This window comes from Microcoleus sp. B4-D4 (genome assembly GCF_036705185.1).
In the GTDB taxonomy this organism is placed as follows: Bacteria; Cyanobacteriota; Cyanobacteriia; order Cyanobacteriales; family Microcoleaceae; genus Microcoleus.
Window position 1 is genome coordinate 35,553 of record NZ_JAUBTX010000022.1, and the last position, 20,285, is coordinate 55,837.

Genomic DNA, 20,285 nt, shown 5'->3' on the forward strand with positions numbered 1-20,285 from the left:
GAAACCCACAAATAACCAATGACTAATGACTACTGACTAATGACTACTGACTACTGACTACTGACTACTGACTAATTAAGCACTTCTCAATGCGACAATCGGGTCTAATTTAGCAGCTTGTTTTGCGGGTACGATGCCGAAAAATAAGCCGATACTGCCAGAAACACCGACTGCAAGGGCGATCGCCACTGGAGACACGCTAGCTTGCAAAGGAGTGAAAGCAGACACCAAAAGCACACCGCCGATACCGAATCCAGTGCCGATCGCGCCACCAGCAGCCGACAAAATCACAGCCTCAATCATAAACTGAATCAAGATATCCTGCCCCGAAGCACCGATCGCCTTTCTCAGTCCAATTTCCTTAGTACGTTCCGTCACAGAAACCAGCATAATATTCATAATTCCAATGCCGCCCACAAACAGCGAAATTGCCGCCACAAAAGCCAACATCAGAGTCAAAGCACCAGTAATGCTGCCCAAAGTCTTCATTAAATCCTTCTGATTTCGGACAGTAAAATCATCCTCTTTAGTAATATTGTGGCGCAATCTGAGCAGATTTTCTATTTGAAACTGTGCCGCCCGCATCAAACTCTCATCCTTGATTGAAACCGAAATAAATGTTACCTTTGTCCCGTAGGGAGACGAGCGGCCGACAATGCGGTTTGCCATCGTTGTCAGCGGCAAATAAACATTCATATCTTGATTGTCGCCAAAACTCGAACCCTTTGACTGCATGACACCAATCACTTGAAAAGTCGAATTTTTGATGCGAATATATTGACCTATCGGCTGTGTATTGCCAAACAATTGTTCGGCAGCTTCTGAACCTAAAGCAACTACATTTTCTTGTCTTTCTAAATCTAATTTGCTTAAAAATCTACCTTTGGCAACATCAAAGCTTCTGACTGTCAGAAATTCTGGGTTGGTTCCGACAATGGAAGATGAGACGTTTTTATTGCGGTAAGTAACGAGTTGACTATCATTTAGAGTTGGTGAAACTTCTTGGACGGAAGGAACTTGAGATGCGATCGCCTCTGCATCTTCCAACACCAAAGTCTGAGGCGGAATCACCGGACGACTTTGCGCTTCAGGACTTCCGGGAATGATAAACAGCAAGTTTGAACCCAGAGAGTTAACTTGTCCCGCAATAAACGTTTGAGCTCCTTCGCCGATACCAATCATCGAAATGACAGAGGCATTACCAATAATAATTCCTAACATCGTCAAGCTGCTGCGGAGTTTGTTTGCCGTCAAAGTTGTGACAGCCATTTTGACACTTTCAAAAATATCCATAATTCAATTTTAGTAGTTTGTAGGGTGCGCACTGCGCACCGGTTAAGTTGATCGGATAAGCAATAAGCACCGGCTGACTAAATTTCAGGAAATCAGGACTGACGACCTAATCATCTTGGGTGCACAATGTCAAAGAAAGTCAATGTGTTAAATCTGAAGCACATAAGAAGCATTAAACCGCTATTTCACGTTCGGATTAGTCATAATTAAAGCAAGGAAAATTGCCTGGAATGAGCTTAGGTTCAAAATGAAAACGCTTCGGTGGGCTACAAAGTCAACCGGTGCGCAGTGCACACCCTACAAACTAATGACTAATGACTAATGACTACTTTTGATTCTTAATAATATCCTCCAACTTTTTACCAGCAGGAAGTTCAGTAAACACCCGATCGCCCGCCTTGGCACCCTCCAAAATCTGAATCTTGTTACCAATAGTCGATCCAACCGTCACAGGCATAAACTTCGGCTGCTGTTTCTCATCGGGAACTAGCACACCCGTTTGACCTTTATTAGTCACAATTGCCACCGTCGGCACAACTAAAGCATTGCTCAGCTTTTGACCGACAAATCTCAAATCTACATTCATACCCGACTGCAAGAAATCCTTGCCAGAGTCGATCGCAACTCGCACTTGAAACAGCGTCACATCCCGTTCCTTAACTGCTTCTGGCGCAATTAACTTAACGCGGCCTTTAAACACTTTATCGGGATAAGCATCAGCCACTATTTCAACTATTTGACCAGGTTTAATTTGACTGATATCTGCTTCCGGGACTTTCGCCAAAACCTCCACATCTCTAGCCAAAGCGACAATCGATGTCGAAGTAGCCGAAGTAGCTTCCGATGCCGAAGTTGCCGGAGTTACAAAAGCTCCTTGAATGGCGTATCTTTGGGTAATAATTCCCGCAAAAGGAGCGCGAACTTTCGTATCTTCTAACTGCACTTCTTGAAAACGGACTTGAGCCTGAGCTTCGGCTAAATCAGCTTTAGCGGCAGCTATTTCTTCGGGGCGAGCACCGTTTTCTTGGGCGGCCAATTGGCTTTTTGCTTCAGCAACTCCTGCTTCGGCTTTAGCGATTTCTTCTGGACGGTTGCCGTTTTCTAGTTGCGTTAATTTGCTTTTTGCTTCGGCAACTTCTGCTTCGCCTTTGGCAATTCCTTCCGATCGCGTACCGTTTTGCAACTGTTTTAATGCTTGCTGCTCGACATCGACAGCAGCTTGCAGTTGCTTAATTTGCGACTGCCGACTTTCTTGCAGTTGTTGCAGGCGTTTTTGAGATTCTGTTAATTTAGCTTGAGCAGTGCGATCTTCTTTGATTAATTCATCCAGTTTATCTTTAGCAAGAGCGCCTTCTTGCACTAACGGGCGGTTACGTTCCACCCGCTTAGCTGTTAGTTCGGCTTGGGCTTTACTCGATTCAATTTGCGTTTGTGCTTGGGCAATTTCTTGTTTAACACTGCCGGTTTGAGCATCTGCTAAGCGAGCTTGAGCTTGGGCTAAACGAGCTCGCCCTTGGCCTACTTCTTCGATGCGGCTACCTGCTCGCAGTTGCTGCAAATTAGCTTGAGCTTGGGCTAAACGAGCTCGCCCTTGGTTTACTTCTTCGACGCGGCTGCCGGCTTGGAGTTGAGCCAGAGTCGCCTCGGCTTGATCTAAGCGCGATCGGGCGCTGGCGATGTCTTCCGATCGATTCCCGGCTTCGATTTTGGCTAGTTTGGCTTGCACGCTGGCTTCGCGGGCTTTAGCTTGAGCCAGTTGAGCTTCTACATCGCGGCTTTCCATCCGCGCCACGATTTGTCCTGCTTCGACTTTATCGCCCTGTTCGACAAATAATTCTGCGATCCGCCCGGAGCCTTTGGGGCTGAGATTCACGCGCTGTACGGGCTGCACCGTACCGCTAGAGGTGATCCGCACGGTGAGGTTTTGGGCTTCCACCGGCACTGTCATCGCGGCGATCGCATCTACTTTCGGCTGCGATTTACTATTTACTAAATATATGGTAGTCGGTACAGCTAGCAACCCGGCTGCAACCAACCCGATCGCCCACCGCTTCGACTTCGGCGCGGGCTTCTTCGGAGACTGCTTTTGGGCGGTTTTATTATCTGCAATTTTGGTCTCTGGGGCCTTGGTGTCTGCAATCTTAGAATCTTCCACCTTGACCTGAGCAGCTTCCTCTTTAGGACTAACTATCATACCGACTTACCAGCTAATTTAATCTCAGGATTACCTTAAAGGTAAAATTTTTGCGGATGCTTGGCATCGTCTTTGAGACTCATCCTATCGGGTGATTTAAAAAAAGTTCCCCAACCAGCACCTATAAACAATTATAGCTAATTATTGCAGCATATTAAATAATGTTAAGCTTTTTCAGTCTCAAGATGTGGGCCCAAACTTCCCTCGCGCCAAACTCAGTCTATGGGAAGGCTTTCTTTGGGGTGCGATCGAGCGCTTGGTTGCGCCACAGTCATCGCAGGGCGATCGGGCAGTTTTAAGCTCGTAACCTTACAATATTAAGACGCGGATTATCATAAACCCGGTTTGGCGATCGCCAAGCTTAAATCCTGAATACATCTGCCCCGAACCCGCAACAGGTTAAAATATTTTGCAAATCCCTTAAAAATGGAAAACACCAAAAATGAATCGTCCTCAAAGCGTTACAATTCTGGCAATTTTGCAGCTAATTAGCGGGATATTCAGTATCCTTGACGGCTTGTTCATCTTGCTATTTGCTGGCATTTTTGGCGGTCTCGGTGCGGCAGTCGGCGGCGCAAAAGTTGGCACAGTAATCGGCGGATTCATTGCAATTTTTGCTGCGATCGCTTTAATTATCGGCATTATTTCCTTAGTCTTAACTTGGGGTTTGTTTCAACTCAAAACTTGGGCTTGGACGGGAACATTAATTATCCATGTCATCGCCATTTTGGCGCAAATTGCCAAATTGTTTGGCAGCGCAGGTGCAGCAGTTAATTTTTTAACTTTGGGTTTTGCAGCAGCTAGCATTTACTACCTGCTGCGGCCGGATGTTAAACAAGCGTTTTCTATTGGATCTATTAATCGTTTCTGATTTGTGAATAAGATTTTTTTTTGAACCGCAGAGGCGCAGAGGACGCAGAGAAAGAGAGGCAAATATAGAGGTTTACAAATAGTTTCAGGATTGTTATTGGCTCTAATTAACGGTAGCGAATTCTTGGGTCGAAAAAAACATAGGAAATATCAACCGCCAGATTAATCAATACAAAAGTCACAGACACAAAAATTACTCCTCCTTGAACAATGGGGTAATCCCGCGCCAGAATTCCGCTGTAAATCCAAGAACCAATTCCCGGCCATGAGAAAATCGTTTCAGTCAGAATTGCGCCGCCTAAAAGCGTTCCAAACTGTAAACCAATAGTTGTGACGATCGGCAAAAACGCATTTTTCAAAGCGTGTCTCAAAATTACCCAATATTCCGGCAAACCCTTCGCCCTCGCCGTGCGGATGTAATCTTGCTGCATCACTTCCAGCATAGCAGCACGGGTGATGCGAGCGATAATTGCTAGGGGGATAGTTCCTAAAGTCAAGGCTGGAAGGATGAGATGGGCGATCGCATCCCGGAAAGCCACCAAATTCCACTTCAGCAAAGAATCCAAAACATAAACACCCGTAATCGACTTAAAACCCAACCCCAAATCTACACTAATCCGCCCGCTAGGAGGCAGCCATTTCAGATAAACTGCAAACAAATAAATCGACATCAATCCCAACCAATAAACAGGCAAAGATACGCCTATTAAGGAACCGCTCATCGTTAGATTATCGAGCCAGCTATTTTTGCGAACAGCAGCCAAAATTCCCGCCGGAATTCCGATAATAACTGCCACCAACATCGCCGCCACCGAAAGTTCTAAAGTAGCAGGCCAGCGAATTTTAATTTCATCAATTATCGGAATCCCGCTAATAATGCTATTTCCCAAATCAAAGCGAAGCAAACTCCCTAAAAAAGCCAAATATTGCAAAGGTAAAGGCTGATTCAGACCCAACCTCGCTCTTAAGATTTCCACCTGTTCGGGAGTTCCCCGTTCTCCCAAAAGCACAGTCGCCGGGTCTCCCGGTATCAAATGCAAAAAAGCAAATACTAGCAGAGTGATTCCGAAAAGGACTGGCAATATTCCCAGCAAACGTTTAACAATATATTTAGCCATTTTTATAATTAATAATTCGCAACTAATAATCTCATATTTGCGGCATTTTTATAACAAATACATTTCTATTACTCTCTTTTTTTTGAGTCCCCGAAAGCGGAATTTGTGTGTGATATCAAATTCGGTAGCATCGGAACCAATGAACCGCGAAGATGCTTATAGCGCGTTAAAAAAAACGTACATCTTCTTCTTTCTCTAACTTCGCGTTCTAGCGCTGACGCGCCGCTTCGCGTACTGCGCCTTCGCGGTTCATATCAAATCCGGTAGCATCGGAATAATTCAGATATATATTCTCGGACTCTGTGTACTCTGTGTACTCTGCGGTTAAATCATTCCGATGCAACCGGAAACGATATCATTCGATCTTACCACCTATTAATTATTATTCCGGTGCAACCGGAAATGATATGAAGCAGCGATTTCCAATCCCCCGGAATTGATGGTTTAATTCATCCGATTTTGGAGCGCAGATCATTCTATGCCACACAGGTAAAACCAGCTATTTTCAAGACTTGCTCACATCCTCAAAAGACTCCGATCCCAAAGGACTCGGAACCCAACCTTGAATATTCTTGCGCTTCCCTAAAAGCGGCTGCGAATGTACGATCGGCAAACGCACAGCTTCCCCATGCAAAATCTCGCTAACTTCCGCATAAATTTTCGCCCTAACTGCTTTATCCCCACTCGCCCTTCCCCGATCCAAAAGTTCCAGAACTTTCTGATTTTTCCAATTTCCCAAATCCGCCGTCGAACCAGGCCCGAAGTGAGGATAATAAAAATTGTCTGGATCGCCATAATCTCCAGTCCAACCCATCATAAAAGCTTGAAAACCTGGAGGTTTTAGCCGATCGGCCAAATAAGCAGACCAATCCTTTGTCAGCAACTTTACCCGAATCCCGATCGCGCTCAAATCCGCCGCCAAAGCTTCAGCAATCGGCTTCGGCGTGGGAAAATAGGGACGGCTGACCGGCATATACCACAAATCCAAATCAAAACCGTTCGGATAACCGGCTTTCGCCAGCATTGCTTTAGCTTGCTGCGGGTTAAATTCGTAATCTTTAACTTTGTCTGACTGCGCCAAATTCAGCGCAGGCGGAACAAATTGCGAGTCATATTTGCCAAGTTCTCCCCAGAAAGCTTTGACTATGGCTTCCTTGTTGATTGTTTGGGCGATCGCCCGCCGCACCTCTGGTTTCGACAAAGGCGCGTAACTCGGATTTAACGCTAAATAACCCACATTAAAAGAAGGACGCAAAACAGTTTCTAAATTAGCATCCGCCTGCACTTCTTTCAATTGATCTGGCGTTAAATCCACAGTAAAATCAAGTTGACCGGCCCTCAATTGAGCCAGCCGCGCCGCCGGATCGTCAACAAACCGAATTACCAACTGATTGACTTTCGGCGTTCCAGTTTTCCAATAATTCGGATTTTTTTCTAAAACAATGCGATCGCCCGAGATCCATTCCTTAAACACAAAAGGCCCCGTACCCACCGCCAGCGACCCCGGAGTGCCGTATTTAGCCCCCGCTTTTTTCACCGCCGCCGGACTCGCCATCCCAAAATAACCCGACCCAATCGCCGCAGGAAAGGCAGCAAAAGGTCGATTTAAAACAAACTTAATCGTAGACTTATCAACAACGGTCACATCTTTTACCAGGGAATCTTTATCACCCTTAAATCCTGCAAAAAAGTCTTTCCAAATTTGATAAGTTTTCCCCGATTCTCGAAAACCGTCAGGATTTTTGGCATCCCACCAGCGATCGACATTAAACTTAACAGCGTCCGCATCAAAATCCGTCCCGTCGTGAAACTTTACCCCTGATCGCAATTTAAAAATCCAAGTTTTACCATCCGTAGAACTCGACCATTCCGTAGCGAGACTCGGTTCCAGTTCCACAGTTCCCGGTTTAAAATCAGTCAAGCGATTGTAAATTTGGTCGATCGCAATCACCGAATTGCCATCCGTAATATTTCCCGGTTCCAGATTGACAGGCGGCCCGCCCGCACCGTAAACTAAAGCACCCGGTGGAACTGCGGCGGGAGTTGGCCCAGTTGGAGAATTATTGCTAACCGTGTCTGAAGTAGTGCTGCAATTTGATAGAATTACAGCCATCCCAAAAAATAAACCTAATAAAACTAAACGCCAGGATTTTAACAATCTCATCTCAATAACTTCCGTTTAATAGCAAATTATACTCATATAAATAAAATTCTAAACGGCTCTTTCTCTCCCCTCTGCGATCTCTGCGTTCTCTGCGGTTCATTTCTCTTTCTAGCTACCAAGAGTGCGATCGGCGGTTTGTTGAAAAAAAATCTATAGCGGTTCTCAAAAAAGTGAAGTACGCACCAGCCACCCGCACCCGCGAGGCTTATTCCCGCGATCCGGTGTACCTCACAGCCAGGAAAAACGCTATAGTTTACTTCATAAAATAGGATTGCTATGGGCGATCGCACCACAAGCCTACAACTCATAACTCTCTTCACCCAGAGTCCCCGATTCTCCGATACCGAGAAACTCTTCATCCTCTGCTTCCTCAACAGCCAAATCAAAACTTTCAACCACAAACGGCAAACCGGCTGCCATCAAACCGCGCTGAATGCGATCGGGCGTTTCCTCAAACAACACAAATAGCGGATGAACCGCCTCAGCTTCATCGCTGAAAATATGTCTGTAGCGGTGCGGCATCACCCATTCGTAACCATTATCCAGCCAAACCTGAGACTGCCGCCAGCGACCCAACAAAGCAGAAAAATCCTCGCCCGGGCGGTGAATGAAAATCAAAATTTCCACTCCAATTTTAACTTTCCATTCGGGATCGCACATCAAAATCACCAAGTCGCAGGGCAAACAAACCGCCTGTCCGGGCGATATGCTAGTCCCCCCGCTTCCCGCATAGGAAACCCCGTCCCGCAAGCGCGCAATGGGCAAAGGAATGCTTATTAAACTTTCGTTGGCCCGGCGGATACTCGGAATCATTTCCATGTAAACCCGATATTTTTTCAGCAGGGCGATCGCGGCAGAAGATTCGCTGTACTCTGCTAGTAAGGCCTCGTAATGTGATTGTTTAACAGACATTTTAAATTAAGTAATAGGTAATTAGTCAACAGTCAACAGTCAACAGTTAACAGTCAACTGACAACCGCAAACTGCCAACTGACTGCTGACTATTTTTTACATCTTCTGAAACACTGCGAACATCGGCAAATACATCGACAGCAAAATCGAACCTACGATACCACCGACGACAACAATCATCAGAGGTTCTAGCATACTGGTAAGTCCTTTTACTGCTTCTTCAACTTCCGTTTCGTAGAAAGCGCCAACTTTCATCAGCATCTTGTCAAGTTCCCCAGTTTCCTCACCAATTGCCATCATTTGAATGGCCAAAGACGGGAAAACTTGCTGTTCTTGCAAAGCAATACTGATCATGCCGCCGCTTTGAATTTCCTGTCTCGCATATTCGATCGCATTAGATATCGCCTGGTTTCCCGCCACATCTCGCACAATTTCCAGCGAATTGAGAATCGGCACGCCCGATCGCGTCAGCGACCCAAATATCACGCAAAACCGAGCCACAGCAGATTTTTCGATCAAATCTCCAAAAATCGGTAACTTCATCGCAATCCGATCGATTTGCAGGTGGCCCATTGGAGTTTTGTAGTACATATCGAAGGCAAATTTTAGCGCTATAATCACCCCAATAACTGTTATCTGTTGGATCGGAGGCCAAGCCGTACAAAATGCACTAATTGCCAACATAAATAGCGTAAAAGCAGGCAAATCTGCACCAATATCCTTAAAGATTTTAGCGAAAGTTGGCAGCAAGAATATAGTCATTGCGAAAAAAATCACGATCGCGATAGAGAACACAGTCTTCGGATAAGACATCGCCGAATTAATTTCAGCCTCCGTTTTGTGATTTTTTTCCATCATCAGCGCCAGACGGTCTAGGGTTTCATCCAGCACACCACCGACCTCTCCCGCCGCCACCATACTGATAAACAGTTGGTCAAAAACATCAGGAAACTTCGCCATCGCCTCTGCCAAGTTTATCCCCTCCTGCACGTCAGCATTCATGCTCCTGAGCGCTCGCTTCAACTTCGCATTAGAACACTGCTCGTGCAGCACGGAAAGGCATCTCACGATCGCCACCCCGGCATTAAACATAGCCGCAAACTGACGAGCAAAAATAGCCATATCCTTAACAGTAAGACTGGTAAAGTTATACTCGATTTGCTCCTGAATCGCACTGAAATCAAAACTACCTTTCGGTTTTTCGCGGACAACGTTGGTAGCCACAGCTCACCTCTGAAAATTTATTAAAAATTAGTTGTCAGTTGTCAGGTGTTAGTTGTCAGGTGTCAGTTGTCAGGTGTCAGTTGTTAGTTGTTAGTTGTTAGTTGTTACCCATAATTAATAACAAGGGCCAACAGCAAACTGACTAATGAATAATGACTAATGACTAATGACTAATGACAAATGACAACTGACTACTGACGGAATTAATGAGCTCCTACCTTGGCGCCACCAACAGGTGCTGGGCCAATCAAGCGTTGGAGTTCGTCAGCCTTAGAAGCCTTCGCCATTGCCGATTCCCAAGTGATTTTCCCGGTTTTGTAAAGTTCAGCCAAGGCCATTTCCATCGTCCTCATACCCAACTTCGCTCCCATTTGGATTTGGGAGTAAATCATTGGAGTTTTACCCTCCCGGATCAAGTTAGACATAGCTGGAGTATTCACCATGATTTCCATAGCGCAACAACGGCCGCCCCCAATTTTCACTACCAAATTTTGGCTAGCAATTCCGACTAAAGAGTTAGACACCTGGGCGCGAACCTGGGGCTGTTGAATCGGTGGAAACACGTCCAAAATCCGATCGACCGTTGCACCGGCAGAGTTAGTGTGCAGCGTTCCCATCACCATGTGACCAGTTTCTGCCGCCGAAATTGCCAGACCGATCGTTTCCAAGTCCCGCATTTCCCCCACCAGAATCACGTCAGGATCTTCCCGCAGGGCTGCTTTGAGCGCATTAGAAAAACTCTTAGTATCTTCGCCCTTTTGACGCTGGTGAAACAAACTCTTGACATTCGGAAACACGTATTCGATCGGATCTTCAACTGTGAGAATGTGCTCTGCCCGCGTCCGGTTGATCAGATCCAACAAAGCAGCCATCGTAGTAGTTTTCCCGGAACCGGTTTGTCCCGTCACCAACAACATACCCCTCGGTCTTTCCGTCATGTCCCGCAAAATCTGCGGCACGCCTAAAGCATCTGCGTTAGGAATCTTGGAAGCCAGAGCCCGCATACAAGCAGCCCAAGCACCCCGCTCCCGGTAGACATTGACCCGGAACCGAGCCAATCCTCTCACACCGTAAGCACAGTCGAGCTCCCACTCCATTTCCAACTGCTTGCGCTGCATATTGTTGAGCATTTGGAAAATCAGGATTTGCACTTCCTCAGCAGACAGAATGTCGCCGTATTGCGTTTGAGGAGTTAGTTTACCGCTGACTCGGAAGAAGATCGGCGCACCCGCTTGGATGTGTATGTCCGAACCCCCTTGCTCTACCAGGGACTCCAGTACGTCTTCAATCATCAGACCCATAGATACCTCTCCTAGATCGAGTTGATAGTTATTGACTAATTTAACTCAGTTAACAGTTAACAGTTGACAGTGGGCAGTTGACAGTTGACAGTTGGCAGTTGGCAGTTGGCAGTTGGCAGTTGGCAGTTGACAGTTGACAGTTGACAGTTGACAGTTGACAGTTGGCAGTTACTACCAATAACTAATGACTACTGACTAATGACTACTGACTATTGACTACTGACTATTGAATCAATCCAAAAAGCGCGGTGTCAAGCAGTAGGGACAATCCAGCATCTCGGGCTTCAATTCGGCCCGACAAGTTTTGCAGGTAAGTCCCTGCTTGCGCTTAGCTTTCATTTCCGCCTCCAAACCCGAGTCAGTAAATGTCACCCGCTCGACTTCTTCAAAGGTAGTCGCGCCTTCTCGCACCAACTGCAAGCTGTAAGCCAACAAAGTTTTCATCCCTTCTTCTACTGCTGCTTCCTTAATTTGCTCTGTGGGAGCTCCTTGAGTGATCAGAGTTTGAAGCCGCTCAGTATTTTTCAGGTACTCGTAAACCCCTACCCGTCCTTTGTAACCTAGGCCGCCGCACTTGCGACAAAGTTGCTCGCGTTCTGCGAGTTCCTTCCTTTCTTCGACGGGTACAGTGTTGGCTTTGTGAACAGTCAGATCAATTTCTTGAGAAGCCGACAGACCGTACTTACCGAGTTCTGCGGCAGTAGGCTGGTAAGGAATGCAGCATTTGTCGCAAACGCGCCGCATCAGACGCTGAGCCAACACGCCCAACAGAGCGGCCGAAACCATGAACGGTTCTACGCCCATTTCTGCCAAACGCGCGACTGCCCCGGCTGCGTCGTTGGTGTGCAGCGTCGTCAGCACCAAGTGTCCCGTCAAAGCAGCTTCCAGAGCCGTTTTTGCCGTTTCCTTGTCCCGCGTTTCCCCCACCAGCATCACGTCAGGGTCTTGCCGCAAAAATGCCCGCAGAATGTTGGAAAAAGTCAAGTCTTTTTCCCGAATTACTTGACATTGGGTAATTCCGGGCAAAGCATATTCGATCGGGTCTTCCGCCGTACTGATATTAACCCCCGGATCGTTGCGTTCCGCCAGAATCGAGTACAGAGTAGTTGACTTGCCCGAACCCGTCGGCCCCGTCACCAAAATTAGCCCGAACGGACGGCTAGCAGACTCTCGGACTAAAGCCAAAGTTTCCTCGTCGGAGATTAACAAACCCAAACCCAACTGAGTGCTGGAACTGTCCAAAATCCGCAGCACAATTTTTTCGCCGTACCGCGAAGGCAAGCTGTTCACCCGGAAATCCACCGTCCGTCCCTCGAACACCCGGCGGATGCGGCCGTCTTGAGCTTGTCGGCGTTCGGCAATGTCTAGGTTGGCAATAATCTTGAAACGAGCCGTAATCGCTTGGACTACCTGCTTGGGAAACCGGAAATACTCTTGCAGCACCCCGTCTTTCCGCATCCGAATCCGCATGAACTCTTCTTGAGGTTCTACGTGGATGTCAGACACTTTTTCCGACAAAGCTTTAGCCAAAATGATATTCACGGCCTTAATTACCGGAGCTGCTTCAGCATCGTCTAAGGTGTTAGCTAGGTCTTCTTGATCCGAACTCTCCTCTTCGAGCGAGAGCTCGCCAAAATCTCCCTCCCCTAAATCCATCTTTCTCTGCTTTTCGACTTCAGCTTTTTTAGCTTCCCTCTTAACTTCGTCGTCTTGATAGGCGGAAGTTATATCCTGATAGTCGTCTGGGGTAATCACCAAGCGCTGAAAACTCAAGCCGTGAGGCTTCAAAATCCGCCGCAAATCTTCTTGAGCGTTGAGGTTGTCGGGATCGACCATTGCCACCACAACCGCCGGAGGCTCAGTTTCCGTTTTGGCTACGGGTAAAAATCGGCCTTGGTGACAAATATCGATCGAAATCTTCAAGCCCTCAAGCATAACTCCGAGTTGCTCGTTAGACAGGGCGCTCATCTCCGGGTCAAATGCCTCAACACCGTAGACTATCTTCCTTTCAAACATCTGCTGCTTTTTATAAAGCCGCAGCAATTCTGGTGGCAATGGCTGCCCGGTAAGTGCTTCTAATACCTCCGTCAACCGCTTGCCCGAGTTCCGGCTATCAATTTGAGCTTGCTTCAGTTGGTCGATGTTGACGTAACCCGACTGAATCATCTTGTTGAGAGCCGGAGTAAAAGGGCTCAGAGCAACTATCGATGTGGAGCGAAGCCCCTGGGATGCGTTAGTCATAGAAAAACACTCAATAGGTGGGAAACTCAGTCACAAAGAGTGCTGAGAGGAAAACCAACGCGGGCTTTTAACCCTCGTATGCTTTGCTTATGGATGAGCTATTGTGATTTGATGGCTCAATCCGTATATGTCAAGTGTAAGCTCGTAGTCCGCTCTAACTTTGGTCTACAAATTGACGAGAGTTTGGAGGGGGTTGCCGATGCTTGCCATCAGATATTGTTCGTGGAGTGCCGACTTTGTTTAGTTACCGGATGAACCCGCGAGATACTCTGGTTATAGCCTCGTGGCACATCACTTGGGGATTTGCCCTGGGGTGTGTCGCTTTTGTGCGATCGTTTTATATTCGCAAATTGTTTGGTCAAATGACCGGGCCCTCGCAGGCGCGGTGCGTCTGTACTAGGTTCAAGCTCGGCTATGTGCTTGTTAATGATGATAGCTTTGACTAAGGGGTCGATCGATCTTTTGAGATATATTTTGATTAATTATCTGCGATCGCCCGATCGGAGTCCGATCGCGCCTACTTTGAGCAGCTCTAGTTTTGGGTCGCCAAATATTACTGTAATTATATAGCAGTTCTCACTTTCGATGAGGTTTCGCTCCCTCAATCTCAAATCTCAAATCTCAAACTTGTACGCTCGCGATTTGTGAGCCAGCGATTTGTGAGCCAGCGAAGCCGAAGCAAGTCGAAGTATCTCAAATCTAAAACTGGTACGCTCGTGATTTGTGAGCCAGCCTAGTCGAAGCAAACCGAAGTATCCAAAATCTCAACCTGTACGTCACTTTTTAGAGAAACGCTATACCTTGATATCCCACCTTTGTCACTCAAACTTGATGATTCATAAATCCTGGCAATCACCTAATTAGATATTTTTCGTATTTACAGATTGCTAATCTAGATATCAAGATATAATTTTTATGATTTTCATTTCCAAATATTTCAAATTTTAAAAGCTTAAATATCAGCAACACAAAACAGTTTAAACCAGCAGTTACAGCATTTTTATGATAGGTAACGGATTCCCAGAAATCGCTCAATAGCAAAACATAACTTTTGAAAAAAACTTTTATTATATTAATTCATCCTAACCTGTTGAATTTTTATCATCTTATCAAGACTAACAATGTATTTGATTCGTTAAAGAGGATTAACTACTATTTTATATAAAAATAGTGGTTAATTATATTGTCAAAACTCTCTAGACAACCTCGAATTGCAAGTATTGATGGCGTAGCATTAATATTTTACAACTCTTATTTTATAATTAGACTCGAATTATAACCAGCAAACCAGATATTATAATCCAATCGCGGGAATAGCACTTTTTTAAAAAGGCTTTTTACCAATGGAGAAATGCTTCCTGTTTTTCAACCCAATAACTTACTTCAAATTTTGCCTTAAACAATTAGATTGATTGACTTAATTTAACTGTATTTTTAAGCAGATTTTGAATCTATAATTTCCCTAAAAAAGCGATAAACTGTAATAGCAAAAGCTATTATTAAGAAATTTCCTAATCTTATTAAAACATACAAGTTCGCGCTGTGCCAACTTTCATCGCAGCAGAGAGACACATTGCAAAATCAATAGTTTGAAGGGCGCTGAGACAGGCTAAACTCGGTCTGCTAGCGAGGGAAAATTGCCAGGGATAGTATAAATTCAGACTGACACTGATACTCTAAAAAAAGATTTAAATGCGATCGTATTAATCCCAAACAAGGCTCTAACAAAAGGTTTGTTACTGGCTCCTGCGATCGGTAGAGATATAAACAACACTTTCAAGATTTTATTGAAAGCTTGGACGGATGTTTCGACAAAGGCGCGAAATATCCTATAAATTAGAGGGTGCCATACAGAGTAAATTCTAGTTCTCTCGATTTACCGGGTTAAGTGTATCTGCTAGAATTGATAGGGTTCTGTCGCGCAGCTATTATGATTGAAGAGGAAAAACAGCAAGATCTAGATCCTGGCTCAACTGGGGAAACCCCAGAGGGTTCGCCAATGGCAAGCGAAACTCCGCCAGCACCAGCAAACTCGAACGAATCTGCCGATTGGGAACTCGAACTTGCTCGAGCTTATCAAAGTGCTCAGGCTGACTCGAAGCCAAACGCCTCCGGGGATGCTCTCACGGGCGGTTCCACCAACAGTCCGACTGTAAATGATGGGGCTGAGTCTTGGAAGAGGGAACTGGCCGAGGCGAGAGATGAAAAAGAGGCTTTGAAAACTCAAGTGCAAGCCGCATCCGCTCAAGTAGAAGAGCTAAAAAATCAAAGTCTCCGCCTAGCAGCAGATTTTGAAAACTTCCGCAGGCGCACCCAAAAGGAAAAAGAAGAGTTGGATTTACAGGCAAGATGTGGCACGATTAAAACCCTGTTACCGGTAATCGACAATTTCGAGCGCGCTCGATCGCACATTAAGCCGCAAACCGACGGCGAAATGAACATTCACAAAAGCTACCAAAGCGTTTACAAGCAAATGGTAGACAGCCTCAAGCAAATCGGGGTTTCTCCGATGCGCCCCGAAGGCGAACAGTTTGACCCCAACTTTCACGAAGCTCTACTGAGCGAACCAAGTGACGAACACGAGGAAGGAACAATCATCCAAGAACTAGAACGCGGCTACATTCTGGGCGATCGCGTCTTGCGACACGCCAAAGTGAAGGTTGCAGCGCCTGGGATATCTGTGGTAGCCTCAGATGAAAATCCCGATAGTTCGGAAAGTTAATCGGGATACAACCTACTGCATTCCTCGAAGTCACTAACCCCCGAAGAGAATTCGGGGGCGTGAAGGCGGCAGGCTCACTAACTTCTTAACTATGGACTAAAAGCGGATTGGCGCTTTTTCAACAAATTCGGAAAAATGTTTGAACCCGTCCAAAAACGGGTACCTTCCCCCCGACTCATACCATTTTCGATTGGTGATTTGTGATAGGGAATGACTGACCTCATAAAAATTTGGAACCAAGGCCGATATTTGAATTTTTTCTGGGAACAGGTATGTGTAGCATCGATTCCCAAATTTTAGACTTTTGTGCGAGATTCCACATTAATCTGTGGAGTCAATTCTTCAATCTAAAATATAAAATCGATCGGTCTTTATATCTGGCCCTAGGACATCAAGTTTATTTCCTACAAATCCGGTCGGGTGGTGCTTGTTAAAACAAGCTGAGTCGTTTTTCATCCCCCAACTTGTAGTTGGACGTTTGCAAACATCCTACAAAGTTTTATGAGGCGCTATGGTAAAAATTATTGGAATTGACTTAGGCACGACTAACAGTTGCGTAGCTGTGTTAGAGGGCGGTAAACCCGTCGTGATCGCCAATTCGGAGGGCGGCCGCACAACTCCGAGCATCGTAGGATTTGGTAAAGGGGGCGATCGCTTAGTCGGTCAACTAGCCAAGCGGCAAGCTGTAACTAATGCTGTAAATACTGTCTACAGCATCAAACGATTTATCGGACGCAGGTGGGACGACACGGAAGAAGAAAGAGCCCGCACTCCCTATACCTGCATCAAAGGCAAAGACGACACCGTTAACGTCCAAATTCGGAACAAGGTTCACACCCCCCAAGAAATCTCGGCAATGGTACTCCAAAAGCTGAAGCAAGATGCTGAAGCTTATTTGGGACAACCTGTGACGAAAGCCGTGATTACAGTGCCAGCTTACTTCACAGACGCTCAGCGGCAAGCTACTAAAGACGCCGGTACGATCGCGGGTTTAGAAGTCCTGCGGATCGTCAACGAACCGACGGCGGCCGCCCTTTCCTACGGACTCGACAAGCAAAATATCGAACAAAAAATCTTGGTATTTGACCTCGGTGGCGGTACTTTCGACGTTTCGATCCTGCAACTGGGAGACGGAATTTTTGAAGTCAACGCCACCGCAGGTAACAACCATCTCGGCGGAGATGACTTTGATGACTGCATAGTTCAGTGGCTGGTAGAAACTTTCCGCACTCAAGAAGGCAGCGACCTCTCAAAAGACAAAATGGCCTTGCAGCGCCTCAGAGAAGCCGCAGAAAAAGCGAAAATTGAACTCTCTCTCTCGCAATCCACCTCCATTAATTTACCCTTCATCTCCTCTGATGAAAAAGGGCCGAAACATTTAGAAATGGATCTTTCTAAATCTCAGTTTGAAAAACTGGTGGGTCATTTGGTACAAGCGACGATCGATCCGGTGACTCAAGCCCTCAAAGACGCAAGTCTGACCCCCAAAGATATAGACAGGATTATTTTAGTCGGAGGCTCAACCCGAATTCCGGCAGTTCAAGAGGCAATTAGCAAGTATTTTGGTGGCGCTTCTCCTGATAGATCCGTGAATCCCGACGAAGCTGTAGCTGTAGGCGCGGCAATTCAAGCCGGAGTGTTGGGCGGCGAAGTCAAAGATTTGCTGCTGCTAGACGTGACACCCCTCTCCCTGGGACTCGAAACCCTCGGCGGGGTGTTCACCAAAGTAATCGAGCGCAATACAACTATCCCCACCAGTCGATCGCAAATGTACAGCACGGCGGCGGACGGGCAAACTTCGGTAGAAATTCACGTACTCCAAGGCGAACGCGCATTGGTTAAAGACAATAAAAGTCTCGGCAAATTCCTGCTCAAAGGCATTCCCGCAGCCCCCCGCGGCGTACCTCAAATCGAAGTTACCTTTGAAATCGATGCCAACGGCATTCTCAAAGTGGCCGCAGAAGACAAGGGAACCGGAAAAGAACAAAGCATCCAAATCTCCAATACAGGAGGATTGAGCGAAACCGAAGTCGAGCGGATGCGCCAAGAAGCCGAACTCTACGCTGAGGAGGACATCAAGCGCGTTCAACTTGCCGAACTCAAAAATCAAGCCGACACGCTGGTCTATAATTGTGGTGTCACTTTAAAAACCAACGCGCAATTGCTCGGCGACGACCTCAAAGTCGCAGCCGAAACAGCAGCAACAACTTTGAAGGCCGGGATGGCTAACCCCGACATCACAACCGAGCAACTAGCCGAGCAAATCGAAGCTTTCAAGCAACTGCTATACTCGCTCGGGACAGCAGTCTACGAGCAAGCTCGCAGCGCAGCCCCGTCAGGAGTAGAGGTTGAAAGCGAGACGATTTCACAACCAACAGAGGTTGCAGCTACCGACGACAGCATTTCGCTGACCCCGGATCTGCTGGTGGCGCTCCAAGCTCCGCCGGAAGCTCCACCGCCACCGGAACCCAAACCGGAACGACAACCGGAACGACAGCCGGAACCAAAGTCAAAGCGACAACCGGAACGACAGCCGGAACCAAAGTCAAAGCGACAACCGGAACGACAGCCGGAACCAACAACACAGGTTCAAGAACCTGAAGTTGATGAGATGAATCCTTTCCTTTAGAGATGAAAAGCTAAAAATTAAAAGTTAAAAATTCTCATTGTTAATTCTTGATTTTTAACTTTTAATTGGTAATTTCAGGAAAGGTTGCCCGTTTTTTTTTCGTACACTTTTTGTTATTTACCTCCAGGCAAGCAGCTTTATGGCCGGTGATTACTATGAAATATTAGGCGTTTCTCGCAGCGCAGACAAAGAAGAAATTAAGCGTGCTTACCGCCGCCTAGCTCGCAAGTTCCATCCAGATGTCAACAAAGAATCTGGTGCTGAAGAGCGGTTCAAAGAAATTAACCGCGCTTACGAGGTACTCTCGGAACCGGAAACCCGCGCCCGTTTCGACCGTTTCGGCGAAGCAGGCGTGACCGGTGCAGGCGCACCTGGATTCCAAGACTTCGGCGACAGCTTTGCTGACATCTTTGAAAGCTTCTTCCAGGGGTTTTCCACGGGTGCGGGCGGCCAACAACAAGGTCGCAGACGCAGCGGCCCGGTGCGCGGCGACGATTTGCGACTGGATTTGCGGCTGGATTTCCGCGAAGCAGTGTTTGGTGGGGACAAAGAACTCCGCATCAAACACCTAGAAACCTGCGAAACTTGCACCGGGACTGGTGCAAAACCGGGAACCAGACCTCAAACCTGTTCGACTTGTACCGGTAGCGGGCAAGTCCGCCGCGCTACTCGCACTCCTTTCGGCAGCTTTACTCAAGTTTCAGTTTGCCCCAGTTGCAACGGCACTGGGCAAGTGATTGAAGACAAGTGCGAAACTTGTGGCGGTCGGGGCCAGAAAGAAGTGATGAAAAAGCTGAAAATCACTATTCCCCCTGGGGTTGACAACGGTACTCGCTTGCGTGTCTCCAATGAAGGGGATGCGGGAAAACTGGGCGGGCCGCCGGGGGATCTTTACGTGTTCTTGGCGGTGAATGAAGACCCGCTATTTAAGCGGGAAGGCATTAATGTTAATTCGGAAGTGAAAATTAGTTACTTGCAAGCAATTTTAGGCTGTCGCTTGGAAGTGGAAACTGTAGATGGGCCGACGGAATTGTTGATTCCTACGGGAACTCAGCCTGGTACTGTTCTGACTCTGGAGAAAAAAGGGGTGCCGAAGTTGGGAAATCCTGTCAGTCGCGGCGACCATTTGATTGCGGTGTCTATTGATATTCCGACTAAGGTGACGGCTGAGGAGCGCGAGTTGTTGATGCAGCTTGCTAAGCTGAAGGGCGATCGTACTGGTAAAGGCGGCTTGGAAGGATTTCTGGGCAATTTGTTTCAGAAATAAGCAAATATTTGACACCCAATGGGTGTCAAATTTTCTTGTTTGATGATTCCGTGGCAATTTTTTAAATTCTCTCTCAAAAAAATGCGCGCAATTGCACGCATTTTGCCCAGGTAGAATAATGCGTTGGCATTTTGTTTAATTCTCTCTCAAAAAAGTGAGCGCAATTGCGCTCATTTTGTACAGGTAGAATAATTGTTCGGCAATTTGTGGGAAGAGTCCTCAAAAAAATGACACCAATTGGTGTCAAAAATCGGCGGTAGAATAATTGTTCGTCAATTTGTGGGAAGAGTCCTCAAAAAAATGACACCAATTGGTGTCAAAAATCGGCGGTAGAATAATTGTTCGTCAAT

Annotated in this window: 13 protein-coding genes; 5 read left to right on the forward strand and 8 right to left on the reverse strand. The window is 46.6% G+C overall.

The window, feature by feature from the left end; translation table 11 throughout:
- Positions 1–75: 75 nt before the first annotated feature.
- Together QUB13_RS17175 and QUB13_RS17180 are read right to left on the reverse strand one after the other, a co-directional pair.
- A complete protein-coding gene (locus QUB13_RS17175; protein ID WP_333382781.1) occupies positions 76–1,293 on the reverse strand; it encodes an ABC transporter permease in 1,218 nt (405 codons plus the stop codon).
- Between the two features lie 325 nt (positions 1,294–1,618).
- Entirely contained in the window at positions 1,619–3,487 is a 1,869-nt protein-coding gene (locus QUB13_RS17180) for an efflux RND transporter periplasmic adaptor subunit (protein WP_333382783.1), read from the reverse strand.
- Between the two features lie 161 nt (positions 3,488–3,648).
- On the opposite strand from QUB13_RS17180, the gene QUB13_RS17185 reads away from it, so the two are divergent.
- Entirely contained in the window at positions 3,649–3,786 is a 138-nt protein-coding gene (locus QUB13_RS17185; RefSeq protein ID WP_333382785.1) for a hypothetical protein, read from the forward strand.
- 143 nt (positions 3,787–3,929) lie between these two features.
- On the forward strand, positions 3,930–4,358 hold the full coding sequence (locus QUB13_RS17190; RefSeq protein ID WP_333117897.1) for a hypothetical protein: 429 nt from the start codon (positions 3,930–3,932) through the stop codon (positions 4,356–4,358).
- 106 nt (positions 4,359–4,464) lie between these two features.
- Here QUB13_RS17190 and QUB13_RS17195 read toward each other — a convergent pair whose 3' ends face one another.
- From QUB13_RS17195 to QUB13_RS17220, 6 genes are all read right to left on the reverse strand, one after another.
- Positions 4,465–5,475, reverse strand: coding sequence for an ABC transporter permease (locus QUB13_RS17195; protein WP_333382787.1), 1,011 nt, complete (start codon positions 5,473–5,475; stop codon positions 4,465–4,467).
- A gap of 505 nt (positions 5,476–5,980) precedes the next feature.
- A complete protein-coding gene (locus tag QUB13_RS17200) occupies positions 5,981–7,639 on the reverse strand; it encodes an ABC transporter substrate-binding protein (RefSeq protein WP_333382790.1) in 1,659 nt (552 codons plus the stop codon).
- Between the two features lie 297 nt (positions 7,640–7,936).
- Complete coding sequence (locus QUB13_RS17205) at positions 7,937–8,551, reverse strand: hypothetical protein (protein WP_333382792.1); 615 nt, start codon at positions 8,549–8,551, stop codon at positions 7,937–7,939.
- Positions 8,552–8,647: 96 nt separating this feature from the next.
- Positions 8,648–9,775, reverse strand: a complete 1,128-nt coding sequence (locus tag QUB13_RS17210) for a type II secretion system F family protein (protein WP_333382794.1) — start codon at positions 9,773–9,775, stop codon at positions 8,648–8,650.
- Positions 9,776–9,978: 203 nt separating this feature from the next.
- Positions 9,979–11,076 (reverse strand): type IV pilus twitching motility protein PilT, encoded by a 1,098-nt coding sequence (locus QUB13_RS17215; protein WP_333382796.1) that lies wholly within the window; start codon positions 11,074–11,076, stop codon positions 9,979–9,981.
- Between the two features lie 231 nt (positions 11,077–11,307).
- A complete protein-coding gene (locus QUB13_RS17220; RefSeq protein WP_333382798.1) occupies positions 11,308–13,317 on the reverse strand; it encodes a GspE/PulE family protein in 2,010 nt (669 codons plus the stop codon).
- Positions 13,318–15,247: 1,930 nt separating this feature from the next.
- Here QUB13_RS17220 and grpE point away from each other — a divergent pair.
- The 3 genes from grpE (at position 15,248) to dnaJ (ending at position 19,935) form a co-directional block, all read left to right on the forward strand.
- A complete protein-coding gene (gene grpE, locus QUB13_RS17225; RefSeq protein ID WP_333382800.1) occupies positions 15,248–16,039 on the forward strand; it encodes a nucleotide exchange factor GrpE in 792 nt (263 codons plus the stop codon).
- A gap of 511 nt (positions 16,040–16,550) precedes the next feature.
- A complete protein-coding gene (dnaK, locus tag QUB13_RS17230; protein ID WP_333382802.1) occupies positions 16,551–18,668 on the forward strand; it encodes a molecular chaperone DnaK in 2,118 nt (705 codons plus the stop codon).
- 139 nt (positions 18,669–18,807) lie between these two features.
- The gene (gene dnaJ, locus QUB13_RS17235; RefSeq protein ID WP_194009412.1) at positions 18,808–19,935 is read left to right on the forward strand and encodes a molecular chaperone DnaJ; all 1,128 of its coding nucleotides are present in this window, start codon (positions 18,808–18,810) and stop codon (positions 19,933–19,935) included.
- Positions 19,936–20,285 lie beyond the last annotated feature (350 nt).

Coding starts and splice junctions, on each gene's coding strand:
- QUB13_RS17175 (WP_333382781.1), bottom strand. CDS start 1,293: ATGGATATTTTTGAAAGTGTCAAAATGGCTGTCACAACTTTGACGGCA.
- QUB13_RS17180 (WP_333382783.1), bottom strand. CDS start 3,487: ATGATAGTTAGTCCTAAAGAGGAAGCTGCTCAGGTCAAGGTGGAAGAT.
- QUB13_RS17185 (WP_333382785.1), top strand. CDS start 3,649: ATGTTAAGCTTTTTCAGTCTCAAGATGTGGGCCCAAACTTCCCTCGCG.
- QUB13_RS17190 (WP_333117897.1), top strand. CDS start 3,930: ATGAATCGTCCTCAAAGCGTTACAATTCTGGCAATTTTGCAGCTAATT.
- QUB13_RS17195 (WP_333382787.1), bottom strand. CDS start 5,475: ATGGCTAAATATATTGTTAAACGTTTGCTGGGAATATTGCCAGTCCTT.
- QUB13_RS17200 (WP_333382790.1), bottom strand. CDS start 7,639: ATGAGATTGTTAAAATCCTGGCGTTTAGTTTTATTAGGTTTATTTTTT.
- QUB13_RS17205 (WP_333382792.1), bottom strand. CDS start 8,551: ATGTCTGTTAAACAATCACATTACGAGGCCTTACTAGCAGAGTACAGC.
- QUB13_RS17215 (WP_333382796.1), bottom strand. CDS start 11,076: ATGGGTCTGATGATTGAAGACGTACTGGAGTCCCTGGTAGAGCAAGGG.
- QUB13_RS17220 (WP_333382798.1), bottom strand. CDS start 13,317: ATGACTAACGCATCCCAGGGGCTTCGCTCCACATCGATAGTTGCTCTG.
- grpE (WP_333382800.1), top strand. CDS start 15,248: ATGATTGAAGAGGAAAAACAGCAAGATCTAGATCCTGGCTCAACTGGG.
- dnaK (WP_333382802.1), top strand. CDS start 16,551: ATGGTAAAAATTATTGGAATTGACTTAGGCACGACTAACAGTTGCGTA.
- dnaJ (WP_194009412.1), top strand. CDS start 18,808: ATGGCCGGTGATTACTATGAAATATTAGGCGTTTCTCGCAGCGCAGAC.